Below are 22421 nucleotides of genomic sequence, written 5' to 3' on the forward strand. Positions count from 1 at the left end.
ACAATGAGCGGGGAGCGTCTTACCAGAAGGACTCGGGGGCGAGCAAACCATGGCAGACCAGGACACCAGGGCGTCTCAAAACGTCGTCCAGCATATGAGCGGTCCAGGGAAGGCCATCCCTACGGTCGTAGGGTGGCTCATGGGACGGCCGGTGGGCCGGCCAGGCCCACGGAGCCGCCTCGAAGGAGGTCCAGTTCAGTGACCAGCCAGGTCAGCAGCCCGGCCGAACAGGCCGACGATGCGAATGAAACCGTCGTCGGCGAGCAGCGCAAGCCCGCCGGCGAGAAGGAAGTCCGCCGACTGGACCGGGTGATCATCCGCTTCGCGGGTGACTCCGGCGACGGCATGCAGCTCACGGGCGACAGGTTCACCTCGGAGACCGCGTCGTTCGGAAACGACCTCTCCACCCTCCCGAACTTCCCCGCCGAGATCCGCGCCCCCGCCGGCACGCTGCCAGGCGTCTCCAGCTTCCAGCTGCACTTCGCCGACCACGACATCCTCACGCCGGGCGACGCGCCGAACGTGCTCGTCGCGATGAACCCGGCCGCCCTCAAGGCGAACATCGGCGATGTGCCGCGCGGCGGCGAGATCATCGTCAATACGGATGAATTCGCCAAGCGGGCCATGGCCAAGGTGGGGTACGAGACCTCGCCGCTGGAGGACGGCTCGCTCTCCGCGTACCACGTCCATCCGGTGCCGCTGACGACGCTGACGATCGAGGCGCTCAAGGATTTCGGGCTCTCCCGCAAGGAGGCCGAGCGCTCCAAGAACATGTTCGCGCTCGGGCTGCTGAGCTGGATGTACCACCGGCCGACCGAGGGAACCGAGACCTTCCTGCGGACGAAGTTCGCCAAGAAGCCGCAGATCGCCGAGGCGAACATCACGGCCTTCCGGGCCGGATGGAACTTCGGCGAGACGACCGAGGACTTCGCCGTCTCCTACGAGGTCGCGCCCGCGAACACGGCCTTCCCCACCGGCACGTACCGCAACATCTCCGGGAACCTGGCCCTCTCCTACGGCCTGATCGCCGCGAGCAAGCAGGCCGACCTGCCGCTCTACCTGGGCTCGTACCCCATCACCCCGGCCTCCGACATCCTGCACGAGCTCTCCAAGCACAAGAACTTCGGCGTGCGGACCTTCCAGGCCGAGGACGAGATCGCCGGCATCGGCGCGGCGCTGGGCGCGGCGTTCGGCGGCGCGCTCGGCGTCACCACCACCTCGGGGCCGGGCGTGGCGCTCAAGTCCGAGACGATCGGGCTCGCGGTCTCGCTGGAGCTGCCGCTGCTGGTCGTGGACATCCAGCGCGGCGGCCCCTCCACCGGCCTGCCCACCAAGACCGAGCAGGCCGACCTGCTCCAGGCGATGTACGGGCGCAACGGCGAGGCCCCCGTCCCGGTCATCGCGCCCCGCACGCCCGCCGACTGCTTCGACGCGGCGCTGGAGGCGGCCAGGATCGCCCTCGCCTACCGCACGCCCGTCATCCTGCTGAGCGACGGCTATCTGGCCAACGGCTCCGAGCCGTGGCGCATCCCCGACGTCGACGAACTCCCGGATCTGCGCGTGCAGTTCGCCACCGGGCCCAACCACCGGCTCGACGACGGCTCCGAGGTCTTCTGGCCGTACAAGCGCGACCCGCAGACGCTGGCCCGCCCCTGGGCGGTCCCCGGCACGCCCGGACTCGAGCACCGTATCGGCGGCATCGAGAAGCAGGACGGCAGCGGCAACATCTCGTACGACCCCGCCAACCACGACTTCATGGTCCGCGTCCGGCAGTCCAAGATCGACAACATCGAGGTCCCGGACCTCGAGGTCGACGACCCGCACGGCGCGAAGACGCTGGTGCTCGGCTGGGGCTCGACCTACGGCCCGATCACGGCCGCCGTGCGCAGGCTGCGCGCCGCCGGGCAGCCGATCGCACAGGCACATCTGCGCCACCTCAACCCGTTCCCGAGGAATCTCGGGGAGGTTCTGGAGCGTTACGACAAGGTAGTGGTACCCGAGATGAACCTCGGCCAGCTCGCGACGCTGATCCGCGCGAGGTATCTGGTCGACGCGAACAGCTACAACCAGGTCAACGGCATGCCGTTCAAGGCCGAGCAGCTCGCCTCGGCTCTCAAGGAGGCCATCAATGACTGAGACGGCGTCTTCCGTGCTCTCCCTGGTTCCCAAGGCCGAGGCCAAGCAGTCCATGAAGGACTTCAAGTCCGATCAGGAAGTGCGCTGGTGCCCGGGCTGCGGCGACTACGCGATCCTCGCCGCCGTGCAGGGCTTCATGCCCGAGCTGGGACTGGCCAAGGAGAACATCGTCTTCGTCTCCGGAATCGGCTGCTCCTCCCGCTTCCCGTACTACATGAACACCTACGGGATGCACTCCATCCACGGCCGCGCCCCCGCCATCGCGACCGGCCTCGCCTCCTCGCGCCGCGACCTGTCCGTCTGGGTCGTCACGGGCGACGGCGACGCACTCTCCATCGGCGGAAACCACCTGATCCACGCCCTGCGACGGAACGTCAACCTGAAGATCCTGCTCTTCAACAACCGGATCTACGGGCTCACCAAGGGCCAGTACAGCCCGACCTCCGAGGTCGGCAAGATCACCAAGTCGACGCCGATGGGCTCGCTGGACGCGCCCTTCAACCCGGTGTCGCTGGCGATCGGCGCCGAGGCGTCCTTCGTGGCCCGCACGGTCGACTCCGACCGCAAGCACCTGACCGAGGTGCTGCGCCAGGCAGCCGACCACCAGGGCACGGCGCTGGTGGAGATCTACCAGAACTGCAACATCTTCAACGACGGCGCGTTCGAGGTCCTCAAGGACAAGCAGCAGGCCGAGGAAGCGGTCATCCGGCTGGAGCACGGGCAGCCGATCCGCTTCGGCGCCAACGGGCACAAGGGCGTCGTGCGCGACCCGGAGACGGGCGATCTGAAGGTCGTCGCCGTCACGCCGGAGAACGAGAGCCGGATCCTGGTCCACGACGCGCACAGCGCCAGCCCCACCACGGCGTTCGCGCTCTCGCGGCTCGCCGACCCGGACACCCTGCACCACACGCCCATCGGGGTGCTGCGCAGCGTGGAGCGGGCGGTGTACGACACGCAGATGTCCGAGCAGCTCGACGCCGCGATCGAGCAGAACGGCAAGGGCGACTTGGCCGCGCTGCTCGCGGGCAACGACACCTGGACGGTCGTCGGCTGACGGGCGGGGGCTGATGGTCGTCGGCTGACCGTCGCCGCTCCACACAAGGTCAGGGGCTCACTCCGAGAGCCCCTGGCCCCTGACTCCTAGCCGCTGACCCCTGGCCCCTAGCCGCTGACCCCTGGCCTTTGGCTCGCGCCTCGAAGCCGCGCGCACGCCGCTCCCCTGGCGCCTCACCGCCCAGCGGTCCGCTCCCCGCCGGCGGCCTCGGACTCGGCGGACTTGGCCTCGTCGTACGCCTCGCGCGCGGCGAACACCTCCGCCGTACGCCTCTCCGTCCAGCGCGCGAGCCCCCACACCTGCTCGGCCGCCTCCTTGCCGAGCTCCGTCAGCGTGTAGTCGACGCGCGGCGGGATCACCGGCTTGGCGTCCCGGTGCACGAAGCCGTCGCGCTCCAGCGTCTGGAGGGTCTGGGCGAGCATCTTCTCGCTGACCCCGCCGACCGTGCGGCGCAGCTCGCTGAAGCGGTACGAGCGTTCGAGCAGCGTCGCCAGCACGAGCACGCCCCAGCGGCTGGTGACGTGCTCGAGGATCAGCCGCGAGGGGCACATCGGCTGGGTGACGTCGGGGGTCGCCCCCGGAATCTTCTCGATCCTACTTACGGCCATGCCAGTACCTTACTTCAAAGTGGGTACTTTCTGGAAGTTAGTGCGCGCCGTAGGGTGAGCTCCGTAACCGCCTGAAACGGAGAAATCACCCATGAGCATCGTCGTCACCGGCGCCACCGGCGCCCTCGGCCGTCTCGTCATAGACGCCCTGCTGGCCGCCGAAGTCCCCGCCGACCAGATCGCCGCCGTCGTACGGAACAAGGACAAGGCCGCCGGCCTCGCCGCGCGCGGCGTCGAGCTGCGCATCGCCGACTACAGCGAGCCCGAGACGCTGGCCGGGGCGTTCCGGGCCGGCGACCGCGTCCTGCTGATCTCCGGCAGCGAGGTCGGTCAGCGCGTGGCCCAGCACACCGCCGTGATCGACGCGGCGAAGGCGGCGGGCGTCGCGCAGCTCGCGTACACCGGCGTGCTCGGCGGCCCGGACGCCGACTTCCAGCTGGCCGCCGAGCACAAGGCCACCGAGGAGCTGATCCTCGGCTCCGGGCTGCCGTACACGCTGCTGCGCAACGGCTGGTACACCGAGAACTACACCGAGCACCTCGCCCCCGTGCTGGAGCACGGAGCGGTCGTCGCGAGCGCCGGCGAGGGCCGGGTCGCCTCGGCCGCGCGCGCCGACTACGCCGCGGCGGCGGCCGCGGTGCTGACCGGCGAGGGCCACCTGGGCCAGGCGTACGAGCTGAGCGGCGATGTGGCCTGGTCCTTCGCGGAGTACGCCGCGGAGCTGTCGCGTCAGACCGGCCGGACGATCGAGTACCGCGACGTCCCGGCCCAGACGCATCTGGGAGTCCTGACCGGGGCGGGCGTTCCTGAGCCGTTCGCCGAGATCCTCGTGGACGTCGACGCGGCGGTCGGGCGGGGGCTGCTGGAGCGCAGGTCGGGCGATCTGGCCCGACTGACCGGACGACCGACGACGCCGCTGGCCGATTCGGTCTCGGCGGCGCTCGCCACGGCGAGGTGACCGCCTGACCGCCTGCGGCCATGACCGCTCCGTCATGACCGTATGGCGATACGGGCATGACATCCCGGCTTGCTCGGCGTACCTTCGACGAGGTACGCGCGCGCAGGGCAGGAGGGGTCAGTGAAGTCGGAGAGCGAACAGCGAGCAGGACTGCTGTACGGGATCGGTGCCTACGGGATGTGGGGCCTGGTCCCCCTCTTCTGGCCGCTGCTGAAGCCGGCCGGGTCGGTGGAGATCCTCGCCCACCGGATGGTCTGGTCCCTGGCCGTCGTCGGCATCGCGCTGCTGGCCCTCAAGCGGTGGGGCTGGATCCGCGAGCTGATACGCAGCCCCCGGAAGCTGGGGCTCATCGCCGTCGCCGCGACGGTCATCACGGTCAACTGGGGCCTGTACATCTGGTCCGTCAACACCGGCCATGTCGTCGAGGCGTCGCTCGGCTACTTCATCAACCCGCTGGTCACCATCGCCATGGGCGTGCTGCTCCTGAAGGAGCGGCTGCGCCCGGCGCAGTGGGCGGCGGTCGGCATCGGCCTCGCGGCGGTCGTGGTGCTGGCGATCGGCTACGGACAGCCGCCCTGGATCTCGCTGACGCTCGCGTTCTCCTTCGCCGTGTACGGCCTGGTCAAGAAGAAGGTCAACATCGGCGGCCTGGAGTCGCTGGCGGCGGAGACCGCGATCCAGTTCCTGCCCGCGCTCGCGTTCCTGCTGTGGCTGTCGGCCGACGGCGGATCGACCTTCGGCGCGCAGGGCGGCGGCCATGCGGCTCTGCTGGCGGCGACCGGCCTGGTGACAGCGATCCCGCTGGTCTGCTTCGGCGCGGCGGCGATCCGCGTTCCGCTCTCGACGCTGGGACTGCTGCAGTACCTGGCGCCGGTCTTCCAGTTCCTGCTGGGCGTCGTCTACTTCCATGAGGCGATGCCGGCGGAGCGGTGGGCGGGATTCGCGCTGGTCTGGCTGGCGCTGACGTGCCTGACATGGGACGCGCTGCGGACGGCGCGGCGGTCCAAGGCGGAGGCGGCGCGAGCGATCGCCCAGGCGAAGGCGCAGCTCCAGGCGCAGGAGCGGGTCGAGGTCGAGGCGCTGGCGAAGGATCCGGCCCGAGTCCAGGCTCAAGTCCAGGCCCAAGTCCAGGCCCAAGTCGAGGTCCAAGCGCTGGCGCCGGCGCAGAATCCGGCAACGGCCCAAGCCCCGGCCCAGGCCCCGGCAGCGCGGCTCTCCCCCAAGGACGCGCCGGCGGCCGCAGCGGGAAGCCCTGCCGGCGACTGACCGGCCCGCCTGCCACCGGGCTGAACGCGGCCGAACGGGACTGAAGCGGGACTGAACGGGACTGGCGAGGAAGGGCCGTCGGGGGGATTCCCGCCCCGTACGGCCCAACTCCCCCTCCCCCCACAGGCTCGGCGGCGCCCCCGGTGCTACGACCAGTAGGTGGCCACGCCCCCGCCCCCTACCCCCCGCCCCGCCCTCGCCCTCTCCGTCGACTTCGGCCAGGGACTCACCGACGCCTGGTCGTCCGTCGCGCGCTTCCTCCCCAAGCTCGTCGCCTTCCTCCTCGTCCTCCTCGTCGGCTGGCTGATCGCCCGGCTCATCGCCCGCGTCGGGGACCGGCTGCTGCGCCGCGCGGGCTTCGAGAGGCTCTCCGAGCGCAGCGGCGCCGCCGACGCGCTGAGGGGTTCCGGGTACGACGCGACCGGCCTCCTCGTCAAAGTCGTCTACTACGGACTCCTGCTCGTCGTCCTCCAGCTCGCCTTCGGCGTCTTCGGGCCCAACCCGGTCAGCCACATGATCGACAGCGTCGTCGCCTGGCTGCCGAAGGCGGTCGTGGCGACCGTGATCCTGCTCGTCGCGCTGGCCCTCGCCCGGGCGGTGCGCGAGATCGTGCGGGCTGCGCTGAGCGAGAGGTCGTACGGCAGGGCCGCGTCCACCGCGGCCTGGGCGTCGATCGTCTCGCTCGGGGTGTTCGCGGCCCTCGGCCAGGCGGAGATCGCGACGTCCGTGACCGGCCCGCTCCTCACCGCCGCGCTGGCCACCGTCGCGGGGATCCTGATCGTGGGCGTCGGCGGCGGTCTCATCGGCCCGATGCGCCGCCGCTGGGAGCGCTGGCTCGCGAGCGCGGAGCACGAGGCGCCGCCGAGCTCACGGTGGTACGAGCCTCCACAGCCGAAGGGCCCGCCCGGGCCCGGGGACGTCGACCCCATGTGACCCGACCGGCCTCGACACGCCGCCCGTGCCGGGGCACCCTCCTGCTGCGTACGGGTCAGTCCTCTTGCAGGCTCGCTCACGCGACCCCTGACTGGTTGCATGACGACCGACTGGACACTGGTCATCGATACGTCCGACCCGCACGCCACGGCCGACTTCTGGGCGGCTGCCCTCGGCTACGAGGTCGAGGACCACAGCGTCCTGATCGTCGCCCTCCGGGACAGCGGCCGGCTTCCGGACGACTCGACGCTCCAGTGGCGCGACCGCGAAGCCTGGCGCGACTACGCGGGGCTGCGCCACCCCGACGACCCCGTCGACGAGAACGCCATGGGCCGGGGCCGTCGGCTCCTCTTCCAGCGGGTCCCAGAGAAGAAGTCCACGAAGAACCGCCTCCATCTCGACCTCCACATCGGCGCCGAGGGCCGGGCCGCGGAGGTGGCGCGGCTGGAGGCGCTGGGGGCGACGAGGCTGTACGACGTGGACGAGCCGACGGGCGCGTGGACGACGATGGCGGACCCCGAAGGGAACGAGTTCTGCGTGGTGTAGCCCCGGCTCCGCATGGATGAGCCCCGACTCTGGGTGAATTCAAGGGGGGCCGCCGACCGTCGTCCGCGTCAGGAGCGCGACTTATCGGCGCTCGCGTCCCGTTGAGAAGGCGCCCCGGACGACCGCGAGGCCGGCTGCCGGTCGCCGTCGGGGGCCGCCCGGTGGGTCGCGCCGTCCTCGATCCTGGTCGCCAGCAGCGCGCCCAGCACCCCCACCGCCGCCAGCGCCGTCAGCGCGGGCCCCATTCCGGAGACGAACGCCTCGGCACTCCAGCGTGGGCCCTCGGCACCGGGCGGACGGACGTCGGCCGGGGCCCAGAAGGTCATCAGCATCGTCGCTGCGGCCACCCCCAGCGCCGGGCCGACGTTCATCGCCGTCTGCTGGAGGCCGCCGGAGACGCCGGCGGTGGACACGGACGCCGCATGCACGACGACCGCCGTCGCCGTGACCATCACCGCGACGAACCCAGCGCCCAGGACCAGGAAGCCCGCGCCGATCGTCGCGTACGACGACGTCTGGTCGAGCCGGGACAGCAGGAACACCCCGAGGGCGACGAGGGCCATCCCCGCCACGGCCGTCCGGCGCGGCCCGAGCCTGCGCTGGAGCCCGGCGCTGACCGGTGCGCCCAGGACCATCGTCACGGCCAGCGGCAGCCCCGCCACGGCGCTGCCCAACGGGTCCAGCCCGCGCGCCTCCTGGAGGAAGTACGTACCGAGGAACAGCGCCCCGAACAGCGCCGACGACGCGCACAGCAGGACCCCGAGCGCCGAGGAGACCGCCCGCGACCGGAAGACGCTCGACGGGATCAGCGGACTCGCCGTACGCCGCTCGTGCCGTACGAAGGCGATGCCTGCGGCCGTCGCCACGGCCAGGCTCAGCCCGGTCGCCGTCGTCCAGCCCGCCTCCGGCACGCCCACCAGGGTGTGCACCAGACCCGCCAGGGCCGCGGCCAGCAGGCAGGCGCCGGGCAGGTCGAACCCGGGTGCGGCGCCGTCGCGGGGCTCCGGCGTGCGGACGGCCAGGGCCACGGCCCCCACGGCGAGCGCGGGGACGACGCTGAGGAAGAACACCCAGCGCCAGCCCAGCTGCGCGGCGAGCGCGCCGCCGACGAGCGGGCCGGTCGCGGCCGCCAGGCCGATCGCGCTCGTGCGCAGCGCGATGGCCATGCCGAGCCGTTCGCTCGGGTAGGACGCGCGCAGCATCCCGAGGGTGGCGGGCTGCAGCAGCGCGCCGAAGACGCCCTGGGCGGCCCGGAGTCCGATGACCCAGCGGACGTCCGTCGCGAAGCCGATGGCCGCCGACGTGGCCGCGAAGCCGAGCACGCCGATGCCGAAGACCCGCCGGTGACCGTATCGGTCGCCGAGGCGGCCGGCGAAGACGAGCAGGCTCGCGACCGCGATCAGATAGGCGGTGCTGGTCCACTGGACCTGGACGAACGTGGCGTCGAGGCTTCGCTGCATGCTGGGCTGCGCGACCGTCAGCGCGGTTCCGTCGAGGGCGACGATCACGGCGCCGGTGATGCTGGCCGTGAGCACGAGAGCGCGGTTCATCGGGGGGCCTGCCCCCGGAGCTGAGCGCCCGCAGCCGTGCCGGGCGCCTCCTCGCCGGACCAGGGTTCCTCGCCGGCGCGGTGATCGTCGTCGGCGGGCCGAGGCTCCTTGTCGCCGGGCCGGGCGGCCTCGCCGACCGGCCGGGACTCCTCGCCGACCGGCCGGGACTCCTCGCCGCCAGGCCGGAGCTCCTCGCCCAGGTGCGCGTCCAGCGCCGCTCGCAGCAGGGGCTCGACGTCGTCCGCGCCTGTCGCCAGCTGGAGGCTCCCCCACCCCCACAGCTGCGCCACGCCGTGCAGGTTCGCCCACAGCGCGCCCGCGACGGTGCGCGCCTGCGCCTGCGGCCGCACCCGGGCGACCAGGTCCACGAGCACGCCGAAGAGCGGCAGGGTCCTCTCGCGCAGGCCGAGCTCGCCGCTCTCCAGCAGGTCGTGACGGAACATCAGCTCGAACATCCCGCGGTCGGTCCGCGCGAAGTCCACGTAGATCCGCGCCAGCGTCGCCACCTGCGCGCGGGGGCTCTCCTCGCTGTCGTCCAGCGCTCCCGCGACCCGGGCCGCCAGGTCGGCGAAGCCCTGCCGGGCGATGGCGGACAGCAGCTCCAGGTGGGTGGGGAAGTAGCGGCGGGGCGCGCCGTGGGAGACCCCGGCCTGGCGGGCGATCTCCCGCAGGGTCAAGGCCTGCACCCCTTCCCTGGCTACCAGTTCGACGCCGACGGCCACCAGACGGGACCGGAGGCCCGTGTCCTGTTCTTCGCTCATAGACACTGTCTACCAGGGGGCCGTAGACAGTGTCTACCCGTCCGCGCACGAGCCCCCTCCCGCCTCCGCTTCTCAAGGCGCCCGGCCCGCCGCCCTCCGCCGCGCCCGAAGCCCCGGCACCCTCCGGCGGAGCGCTCAACACCCGCCGAGCTGCCTCCTCTTGAGCCGGGACGGCCTCCCGTTACACCACGTCACAGGCCTGCGTCCGGCATCCGAACATGCCTGACCGGATTGCGCCCTTGACGGTGGGTCAAACTCTCACTGAACATTCAGCACGCACTGCGCACCACAGCTCCAGCGTCCCGGGACCCGCCATCCCGGGGCGTCTCGCACGTTCCGTCCTGTCCCCATACGGAATTCGGAGCCCCCACATGAACCTCTCCGCTCCCAGACGTACCGCCGCCGTCGCCGCGATAGCCCTGGCCGGGCTGCTCGCGGGCGCCGCAGCGGCGCAGCCCACCGCCGCCGCACCCGCCGCCGCACAGCCGCAGGCCGCGGAGCGCGCAGCCGCCGCGCCCGACATACCCCTGGCCAACGTCAAGGCCCACCTCTCGCAGTTCGGCTCCATAGCCGCCGCCAACGGCGGCAACCGCGCCCACGGCCGGGCCGGCTACAAGGCCTCCCTCGACTATGTGAAGGCCAAGCTCGACGCCGCCGGATACACCACCACGATCCAGCAGTTCACCTCGAGCGGCGCCACCGGCTACAACCTGATCGCCGACTGGCCCGGCGGCGACCCGAACCAGGTCCTCATGGCCGGCGCGCACCTCGACTCCGTCACCTCCGGCGCGGGCATCAACGACAACGGCTCCGGCTCCGCCGCCGTGCTCGAGACCGCGCTCGCCGTCTCCCGCGCCCAGCTCAAGCCCACGAAGCATCTGCGCTTCGGCTGGTGGGGCGCCGAGGAGCTCGGCCTGGTCGGCTCGCGGTACTACGTCAACAACCTGCCGACCGCCGAGCGCTCGAAGGTCTCCGGCTATCTGAACTTCGACATGATCGGCTCGCCGAACCCCGGCTACTTCGTCTACGACGACGATCCCACGATCGAGAAGACCTTCAAGGACTTCTACGCGGGACTGGGCGTCGCGACCGAGATCGAGACCGAGGGCGACGGCCGCTCCGACCACGCGTCGTTCAAGAACGTCGGCATCCCGGTCGGCGGTCTGTTCACCGGCGCGAGCCGCACGAAGTCCGCGGCCCAGGCGCAGAAGTGGGGCGGCACGGCCGGCCAGGCCTTCGACCGCTGCTACCACTCGTCCTGCGACTCCACGTCGAACATCAACGACACCGCGCTGGACCGCAACAGCGACGCCGTCGCCCACGCCGTCTGGACGCTGGGCACCGAGCCGACCGTCCCGCCCGGCGACGTCTACGAGAACACCGCCGACGTCTCCATCCCGGACAACGGCGCGGCCGTCACCTCGAACGTCGCCGTCACCGGCCGTACCGGCAACGCCCCCGCCGCCCTCAAGGTCGGCGTGGACATCAAGCACACCTGGCGCGGCGACCTGGTCGTCGACCTGCTCGCGCCCGACGGGACCGCGTACCGGCTGAAGAACTCCAGCGGCAACGACTCGGCCGACAACGTCATCGCCACCTACACCGTGAACGCCTCCAGCGAGGCCGCCAACGGCGACTGGAAGCTCCGCGTCCAGGACGTGGCCGCGCAGGACACCGGCTACATCGACAGCTGGAAGCTCACCTTCTAGGCCCGTTCCAAGCTCCGCGGACCGTCTCCACAAGCTGCCACCCCCCACTGACTGCATGCGTGTGCATATACTGCACGCGCATGCAGTCGCGTTCTCACCGAAGGGGGTAACCCGCCATGACGCGGACGTTCCTGTTCCTGCTGGGCAGCAGCCGTACCGACGGCAACACCGAGACCCTGGCCCGGCTGGCCGCCGAGCACCTCCCAGCCGGGGCCGAGCAGCGCTGGCTGCGTCTGGCCGACCTGCCGCTGCCCGAGTACGAGGATCTGCGCCACGCCGACGACGGCCACCCCACGCCCACCGGCAACGCCGCGACCCTGCTGGACGCGACCCTGTGGGCGACCGACCTGGTCATCGCCTCGCCGCTGTACTGGTACACCCTCTCCACCCCGGTCAAGCGCTACCTCGACCACTGGGCGGGCTGGATGCGCGAGCCCGGACTGGACTTCAAGCCCCGGATGGCCGGCCGCACCCTGTGGGGCGTCACCGCCCACGGCAGCAGCGACCGGTCGGACGCCGACCCGCTGCTCGGGACGCTGAGCATCATCGCCGAGTACATGAAGATGGAGTGGGGCGGCGCTCTGCTGGGCAACGGCACCCGGCCCGGCGACGTGCTCCACGACGCACGGGCCCTCGTGGACGCCAAGGAGTTCTTCGCACGCGTCGAGGCGCCGGTAGAGGCACCGGTCGAGGAACCCGCTGCCGCGCCCTGATCGCGACGGTCGCCGCACCGTGATCGCGACCGCCGCTACGCCGTGATCGCGACCCCCGCCCCTACGCCGTGACGTCCTTCGCCGTGAAACGAGCCCACGCCGCCGACCCGAACACCGCCGCGTAGAGCCCCTGCAGGCCGAGGTTCTTCACCACCTCGTCCCAGTAGACCGGCTCGCGCAGCAGGTCGGTGAACGACTGCCAGTAGTGCGGGAAGAGATAGGGGTGGATCGCGTGCAGCTGCGGGATCGCGCCCAGGATCTGCACGGTGATCAGCAGGCCGACCGTCGTCGCCATCGCCGCGACTCCGCTGCCCGTGACCGTAGACACGAACAGCCCGAGCGCCACGAAGCCGACCAGCGAGGCCGCGACGACGACGGCGATCAGCAGCGCCCGCAGCAGCCCCTCCCCGAAGCTGATCTGGGTGCCGGAGATCGTCGTGACGTCGCCGAGCGGGAAGAGCAGCGCGCCGACCGCCAGCGCGGACACCGCCACGACCAGCGTCGCGGCCAGGCAGAACGCGCAGGCGGCGACGAACTTGGCGAGCAGCAGCCGGGTGCGTCCGGCGGGCGCGACCAGCAGATAGCGCAGGGTGCCGGAGTTCGCCTCGCCGGCGACGGAGTCGCCCGCCACCACGCCGACCGTCATCGGCAGGAACACCGGCAGGGTCGCGGCGAGCGCGGCGAAGACGAGGAACAGGCCGTTGTTGGTGATCTGCGTGATGAACGCCGGTCCCCCGCCGCCGTCGCCGGCCGATCCGCCGTCGCCCGTCTCGATCTTCACGGCGACGCCGATCAGCACGGGCACGGCGGCGAGCACGCCCAGCAGCGCGAGGGTGCGCCAGCGGCGGAAGGTGATCGTGAGCTCGGAGCGGAACAGCCCGAACGTCCACAAGGGGCTCGCCGTCCGCGCGTTCGACGTCTCCCCCGCCGTGCGAGCGGTGTCAGCCGTGGTGTCAGCCGTGCCAGCGGTGTCAGCCTTGCCAGCGGTGTCGACCGCGTCACCCGTGTCAGCCTGCGACATCGAAGCCCTCCCCGGTCAGCGCGACGAAGGCGTCCTCCAACGACGCGCGCTCGATCCCGAACCCCCGTACCCGTACGCCCGCCCGCACCAGCGCCGCGTTGACCTCCGCCAGCTCCACGTCCTGGGCCGGCGCCTCGCCGGTCACCCGCTCCTCCTCGACGCTCAGATCGGCGATCTGGAACTCCTTGAGCACCCGGGCGGCGTCGCCCGGATCGGGCGTGGCGACGACCAGCCGGCCGCGGGCGCCCGCCGCGAGGTCGGCGACCGGGCCCTGGACGAGCAGCCTGCCCTGGGCCATCACCGCCGCGTGCGTGCAGACCTGCTCGATCTCGTCCAGCAGATGCGAGGAGAGGAAGACGGTGGTGCCGTCCGCCGCCAGCTCCCTGACCAGGGAGCGGATCTCGCGCATCCCCTGCGGGTCGAGACCGTTGGTCGGCTCGTCGAGCACCAGCAGCCGGCGGGGCTGGAGCAGCGCGGACGCCAGGCCCAGGCGCTGCTTCATGCCCAGCGAGTACGCCTTGGCCTTCTTGCCCGCCGCCTGCGTCAGCCCGACCCTGTCCAGCGCGGCGGCCACGCGGGCGCGCCGGGTGCGGGGGTCGGCGCTCGGGTCGGCGGAGTCGTACCGCACCAGGTTGTCGCGGCCGCTGAGGAAGCCGTAGAGCGCCGGTCCCTCGATGAGCGCGCCCACATGCGGCAGCACGGTGCGTACGGAGCGGGGCACCGGCTGCCCGAGGAGCGAGGCGCTGCCGGCGGTGGGCTCGATCAGGCCCATGAGCATCCGGATGGTGGTCGTCTTGCCCGAGCCGTTGGGGCCGAGGAAGCCGAAGACGCTGCCGCCGGGCACGCTGAGATCGAGCCGGTCGACGGCCAACTGCCCGCCTCGGTAGCGCTTGGTGAGTCCGCGCGTCTCAATGACGGCTGTCATCTACGGGTCCCCCGTTCCTGTCGGTCAGCGATCCGCCCCGCCGTACGGAGCGTACGACGGGGCGGATCGCTGTGTGTGTCTGCGGTGCCGGGACGCGGGCTTACGGACGCGGGCCTGCCCGGGCGCGGACCTGTCTGGACCCGGACTGTCCGGACGCGGACCTACCGGGCGAAGGCCCGCCCGGACACGGGCCTACCCGGACGCGTCGCCGCGAGCGACGGCCCGGCTCGGGCCTGTCTGGAGGCGGGCCTACCCCGGCGCAGACCTACCCGGGCACGTCGCGCGAGCGACGGCCCGGCCCGGCCTCGGGCCTGTCTGGACGCAGACCTGCCCGGAGGCGGGCTTGCCCGGGCGCGGACCTGTCTGGACACGGGCTGTCCGGACGCGGACCTGTCCCGGGCGCGGGCCCATCCCGACGCGGGCCCGCCCGGACGCGGGCCTACCGGGCCCAGGCCCGCCCGGAGGCGGGCCAGCCCTGCCCAGCCCGGCCCGGCCGGGCGAGCCGCCCCACCCCGCACCCCCCTCACTTCGCGTCGTTCGCCGCCTTGATCAGCGCGTCCTTCGTCACCGCGCCGACGTAGACCTTGCCGTCGTCCGTCATCAGGGCGTTGACCAGGCGGGTCTTGAAGACCGTGCCCGAGCCGAAGTCGCCCTCGACCTTGTCGCCGAGCGCATCGAGGAACTTGCCGGCCTCCGGCGGCACTTCGCCGTCCTTCGGCGCGGTGAGGGCCTCGCCGCCGGGCGCCTCGAACGCGGCGATGGAGGTCCAGCCCTCCCCGATGACGTTCAGACCGGAGAACTCCTCCATGCCCTTGAACTCATCCGCCTTCGCGCCCTTGCCGAACTCCTTGTCGAACTCCTTGGCGTGCTCCTTCTCCAGCTCGTCGGCCTCGGTGACCTTCGCGCCCTTGGGCGGGGCGAAGTCGAAGGTCGACGCGGACGGCTTGGAGAAGTCGACCTTGGTGTAGCCCACGTCGATCACGGCCTTGCCGCCGCTGCTCGGCACGAGCGTGAACTTCAGCGGCACGCCGTTCTCCGCGTCCACCGCGACCTTGATCGAGCCGACCGTCGAGCCGTCCTGCTTCGGCTTGATGACCAGCTGGTACGCATCGCGCCCGGCCACCTGTGACGTGCCGTCGACGGTCACCGTGGTGGTGCCCTCCGCCGCCTTCAGCGCCTCTTCGGCGAGGTCCTTGGGCGTGGTCGGGAGGTCCTTGGGCCCCGGGGACTCGTGGCCCTTGCCCGCGCCCTGCTCCTTGGCGTGGAACACCTCGTTCGAGGCGCTGTCGTAGCCCCAGACGTCGTCGCCGTTGCGGATCAGGCTGTACTCGGCCGAGTCCTCCAGGATCGACACCTTCTGCTTCTCGGGGCCGTCGGCCGCGATCCGCAGGGTGTGGGTGCCGGAGGCGAGCCCCATGAGCTTGCTCTGGGGGTCGGCGGACGAGCCCTCGCCGCCGTCTCCGCCCTTGGGGCCGAACGAGCCGCCGCCCAGGTCGGCGAGGCCGCCGAGGGACGGCAGGCCTAGGTCGGTGCTGATCTTCACCGTGCCGGACAGCTGCTGGGCGTCCGACGCGGCCATCTTCTCGATGAGCTGCTGCGCGCTGATCTTCGGCAGATCGGGGTCCGAGGAGGCCGCGAGCGCCGGGACGAGCCCGATGGTCGCCGCCGCCACCCCGGCCACCGCGACCGGGACCGCGTACCGCGCCGCCTTGCGGCGGCCCGCTGCGAGGTCCTTGGCCTCTTCGGTGGTCTGTGCGCTGTCGTTCGGTGCCATGGTGTGCCCTACCTCCGTGGTTGGTCAGGGGTGGTGTATTCATCTGACCAAAAGGGATGTGCAGAAGCGTCAGACCGCGGGAGCAACTTGTCGTACTGCTCTGGGATGACAGGATGACGCGGTTTCTCCCCCAACCAGTAGGGGAAGGCGCCGCGCGCCGAGCCGCCGGTGGCGTGCGGCGCGGGACCGCCCGGGCGGGGCTACTTCTGGACGAAGACGTAGTCGGCCCCGTAGGGGACGCCGACGACGGCGCCTTCGGCGCAGGTCCCGGCCGGTGCGACGCCGCCCACCGTGTTCAGCCGGAAGATCTCCTGGGTGTGGGCGAAGAGCCCCTTCTTCGCGCCGGAGGGCGTCGCCTTGATGTTCAACTCGGGGATGTTCTCGGCACCGTTGGGCGTCCTGCTGATCAGCGCGCCGGTCACCGCGCTGCGGTCGGGCGCGATCCACTGCGGCGTGCCGGAGTTCGGCGCGGTGAAGGAGTGGGCGACGCCGCGGCCGAGCACGGCCCGCACATCGCGCTGCTGGAAGGAGAGCTTCCCGTCCTGGCCCTTCTTGCACTCGTAGATCTGCCGGCCCCGGATCACCGAGGCCTGGAAGCTGTCGAGCACGTCGGCGAAGGAAGACGAGGAGGGCGAGGAGGAGGCGCCCGTCACCCTGTGGAACTGGCCGCGGACCGCCCCGCCCGGGAACTGGGCGGTGTGCAGATTGGCGTAGAAGGCGTTCGGGTCCTGCTGGAACGCGGCGAGGAACGCCTTGTCCGCGACCTCGACCGTGCCGGTGGCCGTGCCCGACCAGCCCGTGCCCGACCAGCCCTTGTCCGCCCGCTCGCCCTGGGCGAGCACGGAGGTGAAGTCGACCTTGACGCCGCCGTTGGCGCCCTTCGGGCCCTGGTGGATATGGAGCGCGGTCGGCTTGTCGGCGCCCCGCCACTTCACGGCCACGGACACCCTGTCCCCCTTGACCCTCACGAACTCCAGCGCGGCCGCGTCATGGTCGCCGACCGCAGGACCGCCCGGCGCCGGCACCTCGTTGGCGCCGCGCAGACTGGCCACGAAGAGCGCCTGCGCGGTGCCGCTGCTCGCACCACCACCGCCGCCGTCGGTCGCGGAGGCGGGCAGGGCGGTGAGGGCGACGACGGCTGCGGCGGCGCAGGCGGTCGCGCCGGCACGGATGGCCTTGGTGCGCTTCATCGTGAGATCTCCCCGTACGGACGCCGACGCCCCTTGCGTCGGCTTCTGTACGGGAGTACGGGTCGGGTCCCCCAGGGGACTCAATCCAGAATGTGACCTGCGTCACGGATTCACTACTGAGAGTGAAGAACGTCGGCGCACGCGGTGGACGTCGCCGAGCCGGAACGGCACCGAACCGGAAAGGGAGCGGAGAGGCCTCAGCCCGCCCGGTGGACCACCGCGTCGCAGAGCTCCTCCAGAGCCGCCTTCGCGTAGCACTCGGGCAGCGGGGCGAGCGTCGCCCGCGCCTCCTCCGCGTACCGCACGGTGTCCCGCCTGGCCTGCTCCAGCGCCGGGTGGTCGCGCAGCAGCCGCAGCGCCTCGGCGTGCCGGGCGTCGTCCGTCAGATCGCCGTCGATCAGCTCGACCAGCTTCAGATCGGCCGGCCGTTCGAAGGCGGCGGCCTGGGCGCGCAGATGGAGCACCGGCAGCGTCGGGATGCCCTCGCGCAGGTCGGTGCCCGGGGTCTTGCCCGACTCGTGCGAGTCGGACGCGATGTCGAGGACGTCGTCCGCGAGCTGGAAGGCGACGCCGAGGCGCTCGCCGTACTGCGTCAGGACGTCCACGACGGTCTCGTCCGCGCCGGACATCATCGCGCCGAACCGCGTCGAGACGGCGACCAGCGAGCCCGTCTTGCCGCCGAGCACGTCGAGGTAGTGCTCGACCGGCTCCTGGCCGTCCCGCGGGCCCGCCGTCTCCAGGATCTGGCCGGTGACCAGCCGCTCGAACGCCTCCGCCTGGATGCGCACGGCCTCGGGCCCCAGGTCGGCCAGGATGTGCGAGGCACGGGCGAACAGGAAGTCGCCGGTCAGCACCGCCACCGAGTTGCCCCAGCGGACGTTGGCGCTGTCCACGCCGCGGCGCACGTCGGCCTCGTCCATCACGTCGTCGTGGTACAGCGTCGCCAGATGGGTGAGCTCGACGACGACGGCCGAGGGCACGACACCCGGCGCGTACGGGTCGCCGAACTGGGCGGCCAGCATCACCAGCAGCGGCCGGAAGCGCTTGCCCCCCGCACGCACGAGGTGCTGGGCGGCCTCCGTGATGAAGGGCACCTCGCTCTTGGTGGCGTCGAGCAGCCCCGCCTCGACAGCCGACAACCCGGTCTGGACATCGGCCTCGAGAGCCTGGTCCCGCACGCTCAGCCCGAACGGCCCGACGACGGTCACGAGGGGTTCTCCTGTCTGCTGACGATCACACGGATTGTCGATGTGTCGCTGGATTCACTCAAGTCAGCGTATCCGGTCGCCTTTCGATCACCGTGGGCACCTTCCCGCCGACCCCGGTATGTTCGTGATCAACTCATACGACCAGGAGTGGGCCCATTGTCCGGAACCCGCATCCGTACGTCCTTCCCGTACGAGACCTCCCACGAGGACGTCCGCATCCCCCTGCGCGACGGGACGAGGCTGTACGCGCGGATCTGGCGGCCGCTCGCCGACGAGCCCGTCCCCGCGCTCCTCGAATACCTGCCCGACCGGCTCACCGACTGGACCGCGCCCCGCGACGGCCAGCGGCACCCCTGGTACGCGGGCCACGGCTATGCCTCCGTTCGGGTCGACGTGCGCGGACACGGGAACAGCGAGGGCCTGCCGGGCGACGAGTACGACGCGACCGAGCTCGCCGACGGCGTCGAGGTGATCGAGTGGCTGGCCGCCCAGCCCTGGTGCACGGGCCGCGTCGGCATGTTCGGGATCTCGTGGGGCGGCTCCAACGCCCTCCAGATCGCGGCGCTCGCGCCCGAGCCGCTCAAGGCGGTCGTCACGGTCTGCTCGACCGACGACCGCTATGACGACGACGGGCGCTACCTGGGCGGCGCCGTGCTCGCCGCCGGCACGCACGCCTGGGCCGCCTCCCTGCTGGCCTTCGCCTGCCGCCCGCCCGACCCGCTCTACGTCGGCGACCGCTGGCGCGAGATGTGGCTGGGGCGGCTGGAGGCCCTGTCCCCTCCCGTCCACACCTGGCTCGGCCACCGGCTCCGCGACGACTACTGGAGACACGGCAGCGTCCGCGAGGACTACTCCGCCGTCCGGGCGGCGGTGCTCGCGGTGGGCGGCTGGCACGATCCGCACCGCGACACGGTGCTGCGCCTGGTCGAGCATCTGCCGCCGGACCGGGTGCGCGGGGTGATCGGTCCGTGGCCCCAGCAGTACCCGGACCGGGGAGACTCGCCGGGCCCGGCGATCGGCTTCCTCCAGGAGACGCTGCGCTGGTGGGACCGGCACCTCAAGGAGGGCGCGGGGGAGACGGGAGCGGAGGGCGCGGGGGCGGAGGGCGCGGGGTCTCAGGGCCCTGCCTCGCAGGAGGCATCTGCCGACGGCCTCTCCGTCGGCGGCGTCTCCGCCGAAGACGTCTCCCCCGGCCACGTCTCCCCCAGCCGCGCGCGCGATGTGATGGCCGAGCCGTTGCTGCGCTCCTGGATCGGCCAGTCGCACCCGCCCGCCGCCCTCCACCCGCCGGGCCGCTGGGTCGGCGACGCCGCCTGGCCCTCCCCGCACGTCACGACCGTCCCCTACGCCCTGGGCGGCGAGCCGGTGCTCGTCCACTCCCCGCAGCACACCGGCGTGGACGCGGGCCGCTTCACGCCCGTGGGGAACGACGCCGACCTGCCGCCCGACCAGCGCGAGGAGGACGCGCGCTCCGCGTGCTTCGAATTCCCCGTAACGGGCGATCCGATCGAGATCCTCGGCCGCCCCCGGGTGACGCTGCGGCTGCGCATGGACGCGCCGTACGGCCTGGCCGTCGCCCGGATCTGCGACGTCGCCCCGGACGGCTCCTCCACCCTGGTCACCCGGGGCGCGCTCGACCTCTCCGCCCGCCGCGGCGACGAGCGCGCCGACCCCTGGCCGCCGGGCGCGACGGAGGAGGCAGCCTTCGAGCTGAACGCCATCGGCCACGCCTTCCGCCCCGGCCACCGCATCCGGCTGTCCCTCTCCAGCGCGTACTGGCCGTGGATCTGGCCGCCGGCCGACGCGGCGGGCTTCACCCTGGACCCGGCGGGCTCCCGCCTGGAGCTCCCCGTACGCGAGCCAACCGAGCCCACCGAGGATGCCGAGGCCACCGAGAACGCTCAGACCGCCGAGCGCGCCGAGGCCGCCGTCGCGTTCGAGGCGCCCGAGCAGGCCGAGCCGCTCCCCGTCGTCATCCCCGTCACGCTCGACGAGCAGCGCCCAGAGCGGCTGGTCGTACGGGACGTGGCCAAGGGCGAATGGCGGCTGGAGGTCGACCCCCGCTACGGCGGCACGCGCGCCTACCCGGACGGGCTCGAGTTCACCGAGGACGCCCTGGAGACGTACACCATCCAGGAGGACGACCCGCTCTCCGCCCACGCCAGATCCACCTGGACGATCCGGCTGCACCGGCCGGAGCTGGGCTGGGACGCGCGGATCGAGACGCGCTCCGAAATCACCTGCGACGCGGACGACTTCATCGCCGTCGACGAGGTCGTCTGCAAGGACGGGACCGAGATCGTCTTCCACCGCACGTGGGAGAAGCGCATCCCCCGGCTGGCCGGCTGAACGGGGACACGCGACGGATACGTAAGGGGGTACAAGAGGGGATACGGGAGGGGGAGGAGTGGGGAGACTCCGTGCGGACCGGCGCCCTGCCGGGCCGGAACGACCGCCACGTAACGTGTCACCCACACCTGTGGAAGTGGAAAGCGAGGCAAGCACCGATGCCCGAGCAGAGCCCGCTCGATCTGGCCGAGGGTGACCCCTTCGGCCCGCACAACCTCCCGTACGGCGTCTTCACCACGGCCGACGAGCCCGACCGCCGCCGGCTCGGCGTCCGCATCGGCGGCCATGTGCTCGACGCGGGCGCGGCGGCGCACGCCCTCGGCTCCCCCTACGCGGCCCTGCTGGCCCAGCCGAGCCTCAACCCTCTGCTGGCCGCCGGCCGCACCGCCTGGCGCGATGTGCGCCGGGCGCTCACCGCCTGGGTCACGGTGCCCGCCCACCGGGCCGACATAGAGCCGCTGCTCCATCCGCTGGACGCGGTCACGCTGCACCTGCCGTACGAGGTCGCGGACTACGTCGACTTCTACGCCAGCGAGCACCACGCCACCAACGTCGGCCGGATGTTCCGCCCGGACGGGGATGCGCTGACGCCGAACTGGAAGCACCTGCCGATCGGCTACCACGGCAGGTCGGGCACGGTCGTCGTCTCCGGCACGGACGTGGTGCGCCCCTCCGGCCAGCGCAAGGCCCCCTCCGACCCGGCCCCGGTCTTCGGCCCGTCGACCAAGCTCGACATCGAGGCGGAGGTCGGCTTCCTCGTCGGCAGGCCCTCCGAGCTGGGCGAGCCGGTCGCGCTCGGGGACTTCCGCGAGCACGTCTTCGGGCTCTCGCTGCTCAACGACTGGTCGGCGCGGGACATCCAGGCGTGGGAGTACGTGCCGCTGGGACCGTTCCTCGGCAAGTCCTTCGCCACGTCGGTGTCGGCGTGGGTGACCCCGCTGGAGGCCCTGGACGCGGCCCGCGTCGCCCCGCCGGCCAGGGACTTCGACCTGCTCCCCTACCTCGACGACTCCGCGGAGGAGGAGCCGGGCGGCTTCGACGTGCGGATCACGGTGGAGATCAACGGCCATGTGGTGGCCGAGCCGCCGTTCTCGACGATGTACTGGACGGCGGCGCAGCAGCTGGCCCACATGACGGTGAACGGCGCGTCGCTGCGCACAGGCGACCTCTTCGGCTCCGGCACGGTCAGCGGCCCCGAGGTCGCCCAGCGCGGCTCCCTGCTGGAACTCACCTGGAACGGCCGCGACCCGATCGACCTCCCCGAGGGCAAGCGGACGTTCCTGGAAGACGGCGACGTGGTGACGATGCGGGCGTGGGCGCCGGGCGCGGACGGCGTCAAGGTGGGCCTGGGCGAGGTGACGGGCCGCGTGACACCGCGCCCGTAGCCACGGTCTCCCCTATGCGGGGGGTCCGCCTCAAACGCCGGCGGGGCTGGAAGTGCAGCTCGGCCGCCGACGGGGCTCGGGTTCGCCTCAAACGCCGGCGGGGCTGAGTGCGGTCCTCAAGCGCCGGACGGGCTGATTATTCAGCCCGTCCGGCGATTGAGGACACGGCCGCAGGCCGTACCGGGGTCCGGGGGCGGAGCCTCCGGGTTCGGGGAGGGGCGGGGTGGGGGAAAAGCCCGCCGCAGACGAGGGGGGCGCCCCCCCCCCCCCCCCCCCCCGGCGGGGGCGGGCCCCCCCCCCCGGCGCCGCCCGCCCGGGGGCGCCGCGCGCCCCCC

The 22421-nt window shown here is 72.2% G+C and carries 17 protein-coding genes and 1 pseudogene; 10 read left to right on the plus strand and 8 right to left on the minus strand.

Annotated features, from left to right (window positions below; genetic code table 11):
• Window positions 1-198 precede the first annotated feature (198 nt).
• Together AB0M39_RS05720 and AB0M39_RS05725 are read left to right on the plus strand one after the other, a co-directional pair.
• Window positions 199-2136 carry a 2-oxoacid:acceptor oxidoreductase subunit alpha gene (locus AB0M39_RS05720; protein WP_365360499.1) on the plus strand — a complete coding sequence of 646 codons (1938 nt, stop codon included), beginning with the start codon at window positions 199-201 and terminating at the stop codon, window positions 2134-2136.
• Window positions 2129-3190, plus strand: coding sequence for a 2-oxoacid:ferredoxin oxidoreductase subunit beta (locus AB0M39_RS05725; RefSeq protein WP_365360501.1), 1062 nt, complete (start codon window positions 2129-2131; stop codon window positions 3188-3190). Before AB0M39_RS05720 ends, AB0M39_RS05725 begins: the two co-directional genes overlap by 8 nt.
• A gap of 173 nt (window positions 3191-3363) precedes the next feature.
• Here AB0M39_RS05725 and AB0M39_RS05730 read toward each other — a convergent pair whose 3' ends face one another.
• Entirely contained in the window at window positions 3364-3798 is a 435-nt protein-coding gene (locus AB0M39_RS05730) for a helix-turn-helix domain-containing protein (RefSeq protein ID WP_365360503.1), read from the minus strand.
• Window positions 3799-3889: 91 nt separating this feature from the next.
• Between AB0M39_RS05730 and AB0M39_RS05735 the strand changes: the two genes are divergently transcribed.
• The 4 genes from AB0M39_RS05735 (at window position 3890) to AB0M39_RS05750 (ending at window position 7501) form a co-directional block, all read left to right on the plus strand.
• A complete protein-coding gene (locus AB0M39_RS05735) occupies window positions 3890-4756 on the plus strand; it encodes an SDR family oxidoreductase (protein WP_365360505.1) in 867 nt (288 codons plus the stop codon).
• 120 nt (window positions 4757-4876) lie between these two features.
• Window positions 4877-6022 (plus strand): EamA family transporter RarD, encoded by a 1146-nt coding sequence (gene rarD / locus AB0M39_RS05740; RefSeq protein ID WP_365360507.1) that lies wholly within the window; start codon window positions 4877-4879, stop codon window positions 6020-6022.
• Between the two features lie 159 nt (window positions 6023-6181).
• Window positions 6182-6955 carry a hypothetical protein gene (locus AB0M39_RS05745; protein ID WP_365360509.1) on the plus strand — a complete coding sequence of 258 codons (774 nt, stop codon included), beginning with the start codon at window positions 6182-6184 and terminating at the stop codon, window positions 6953-6955.
• A 99-nt stretch (window positions 6956-7054) separates the two neighbouring features.
• Window positions 7055-7501: a VOC family protein gene (locus AB0M39_RS05750; RefSeq protein WP_365360511.1), complete on the plus strand. Its 447-nt coding sequence runs from the start codon at window positions 7055-7057 to the stop codon at window positions 7499-7501.
• Window positions 7502-7569: 68 nt separating this feature from the next.
• Here the strand turns inward: AB0M39_RS05750 and AB0M39_RS05755 are convergent, their stop codons facing one another.
• Both AB0M39_RS05755 and AB0M39_RS05760 read right to left on the minus strand, forming a co-directional pair.
• Window positions 7570-9051: an MFS transporter gene (locus AB0M39_RS05755; RefSeq protein WP_365360513.1), complete on the minus strand. Its 1482-nt coding sequence runs from the start codon at window positions 9049-9051 to the stop codon at window positions 7570-7572.
• A gap of 182 nt (window positions 9052-9233) precedes the next feature.
• A pseudogene (locus AB0M39_RS05760) lies at window positions 9234-9812 on the minus strand (TetR/AcrR family transcriptional regulator); the annotation flags it as partial.
• Between the two features lie 371 nt (window positions 9813-10183).
• On the opposite strand from AB0M39_RS05760, the gene AB0M39_RS05765 reads away from it, so the two are divergent.
• On the plus strand, window positions 10184-11521 hold the full coding sequence (locus AB0M39_RS05765) for a M28 family metallopeptidase (protein WP_365360515.1): 1338 nt from the start codon (window positions 10184-10186) through the stop codon (window positions 11519-11521).
• Between the two features lie 116 nt (window positions 11522-11637).
• Complete coding sequence (locus tag AB0M39_RS05770; protein ID WP_365360517.1) at window positions 11638-12234, plus strand: NAD(P)H-dependent oxidoreductase; 597 nt, start codon at window positions 11638-11640, stop codon at window positions 12232-12234.
• Between the two features lie 61 nt (window positions 12235-12295).
• On the opposite strand, the gene AB0M39_RS05775 is transcribed toward AB0M39_RS05770, so the two are convergent.
• From AB0M39_RS05775 to AB0M39_RS05795, 5 genes are all read right to left on the minus strand, one after another.
• Window positions 12296-13255: an ABC transporter permease subunit gene (locus AB0M39_RS05775; protein WP_365360519.1), complete on the minus strand. Its 960-nt coding sequence runs from the start codon at window positions 13253-13255 to the stop codon at window positions 12296-12298.
• Entirely contained in the window at window positions 13242-14180 is a 939-nt protein-coding gene (locus AB0M39_RS05780) for an ABC transporter ATP-binding protein (RefSeq protein WP_365360521.1), read from the minus strand. The genes AB0M39_RS05775 and AB0M39_RS05780 overlap by 14 nt, the downstream gene beginning before the upstream one ends.
• 523 nt (window positions 14181-14703) lie before the next feature.
• Entirely contained in the window at window positions 14704-15954 is a 1251-nt protein-coding gene (locus AB0M39_RS05785) for a DUF2092 domain-containing protein (protein WP_365360523.1), read from the minus strand.
• Between the two features lie 200 nt (window positions 15955-16154).
• Entirely contained in the window at window positions 16155-17144 is a 990-nt protein-coding gene (locus AB0M39_RS05790) for a CHRD domain-containing protein (RefSeq protein ID WP_365360525.1), read from the minus strand.
• 197 nt (window positions 17145-17341) lie between these two features.
• Entirely contained in the window at window positions 17342-18352 is a 1011-nt protein-coding gene (locus tag AB0M39_RS05795; protein ID WP_365360527.1) for a polyprenyl synthetase family protein, read from the minus strand.
• 156 nt (window positions 18353-18508) lie between these two features.
• Between AB0M39_RS05795 and AB0M39_RS05800 the strand changes: the two genes are divergently transcribed.
• Together AB0M39_RS05800 and fahA are read left to right on the plus strand one after the other, a co-directional pair.
• Window positions 18509-20701, plus strand: a complete 2193-nt coding sequence (locus tag AB0M39_RS05800; RefSeq protein WP_365360529.1) for a CocE/NonD family hydrolase — start codon at window positions 18509-18511, stop codon at window positions 20699-20701.
• Between the two features lie 158 nt (window positions 20702-20859).
• Window positions 20860-22086 carry a fumarylacetoacetase gene (gene fahA / locus AB0M39_RS05805; RefSeq protein ID WP_365360531.1) on the plus strand — a complete coding sequence of 409 codons (1227 nt, stop codon included), beginning with the start codon at window positions 20860-20862 and terminating at the stop codon, window positions 22084-22086.
• The last annotated feature ends 335 nt before the right edge of the window (window positions 22087-22421 follow it).

It is taken from the genome of Streptomyces sp. NPDC051907, assembly GCF_040681075.1.
Lineage (GTDB): Bacteria > Actinomycetota > Actinomycetes > Streptomycetales > Streptomycetaceae > Streptomyces.

Excerpts from the sequence above, each read along its gene's own strand:
- AB0M39_RS05725 (WP_365360501.1), top strand. The coding sequence starts at position 2,129 with ATGACTGAGACGGCGTCTTCCGTGCTCTCCCTGGTTCCCAAGGCCGAG.
- AB0M39_RS05730 (WP_365360503.1), bottom strand. The coding sequence starts at position 3,798 with ATGGCCGTAAGTAGGATCGAGAAGATTCCGGGGGCGACCCCCGACGTC.
- AB0M39_RS05735 (WP_365360505.1), top strand. The coding sequence starts at position 3,890 with ATGAGCATCGTCGTCACCGGCGCCACCGGCGCCCTCGGCCGTCTCGTC.
- AB0M39_RS05750 (WP_365360511.1), top strand. The coding sequence starts at position 7,055 with ATGACGACCGACTGGACACTGGTCATCGATACGTCCGACCCGCACGCC.
- AB0M39_RS05755 (WP_365360513.1), bottom strand. The coding sequence starts at position 9,051 with ATGAACCGCGCTCTCGTGCTCACGGCCAGCATCACCGGCGCCGTGATC.
- AB0M39_RS05765 (WP_365360515.1), top strand. The coding sequence starts at position 10,184 with ATGAACCTCTCCGCTCCCAGACGTACCGCCGCCGTCGCCGCGATAGCC.
- AB0M39_RS05770 (WP_365360517.1), top strand. The coding sequence starts at position 11,638 with ATGACGCGGACGTTCCTGTTCCTGCTGGGCAGCAGCCGTACCGACGGC.
- AB0M39_RS05775 (WP_365360519.1), bottom strand. The coding sequence starts at position 13,255 with ATGTCGCAGGCTGACACGGGTGACGCGGTCGACACCGCTGGCAAGGCT.
- AB0M39_RS05780 (WP_365360521.1), bottom strand. The coding sequence starts at position 14,180 with ATGACAGCCGTCATTGAGACGCGCGGACTCACCAAGCGCTACCGAGGC.
- AB0M39_RS05785 (WP_365360523.1), bottom strand. The coding sequence starts at position 15,954 with ATGGCACCGAACGACAGCGCACAGACCACCGAAGAGGCCAAGGACCTC.
- AB0M39_RS05790 (WP_365360525.1), bottom strand. The coding sequence starts at position 17,144 with ATGAAGCGCACCAAGGCCATCCGTGCCGGCGCGACCGCCTGCGCCGCC.
- fahA (WP_365360531.1), top strand. The coding sequence starts at position 20,860 with ATGCCCGAGCAGAGCCCGCTCGATCTGGCCGAGGGTGACCCCTTCGGC.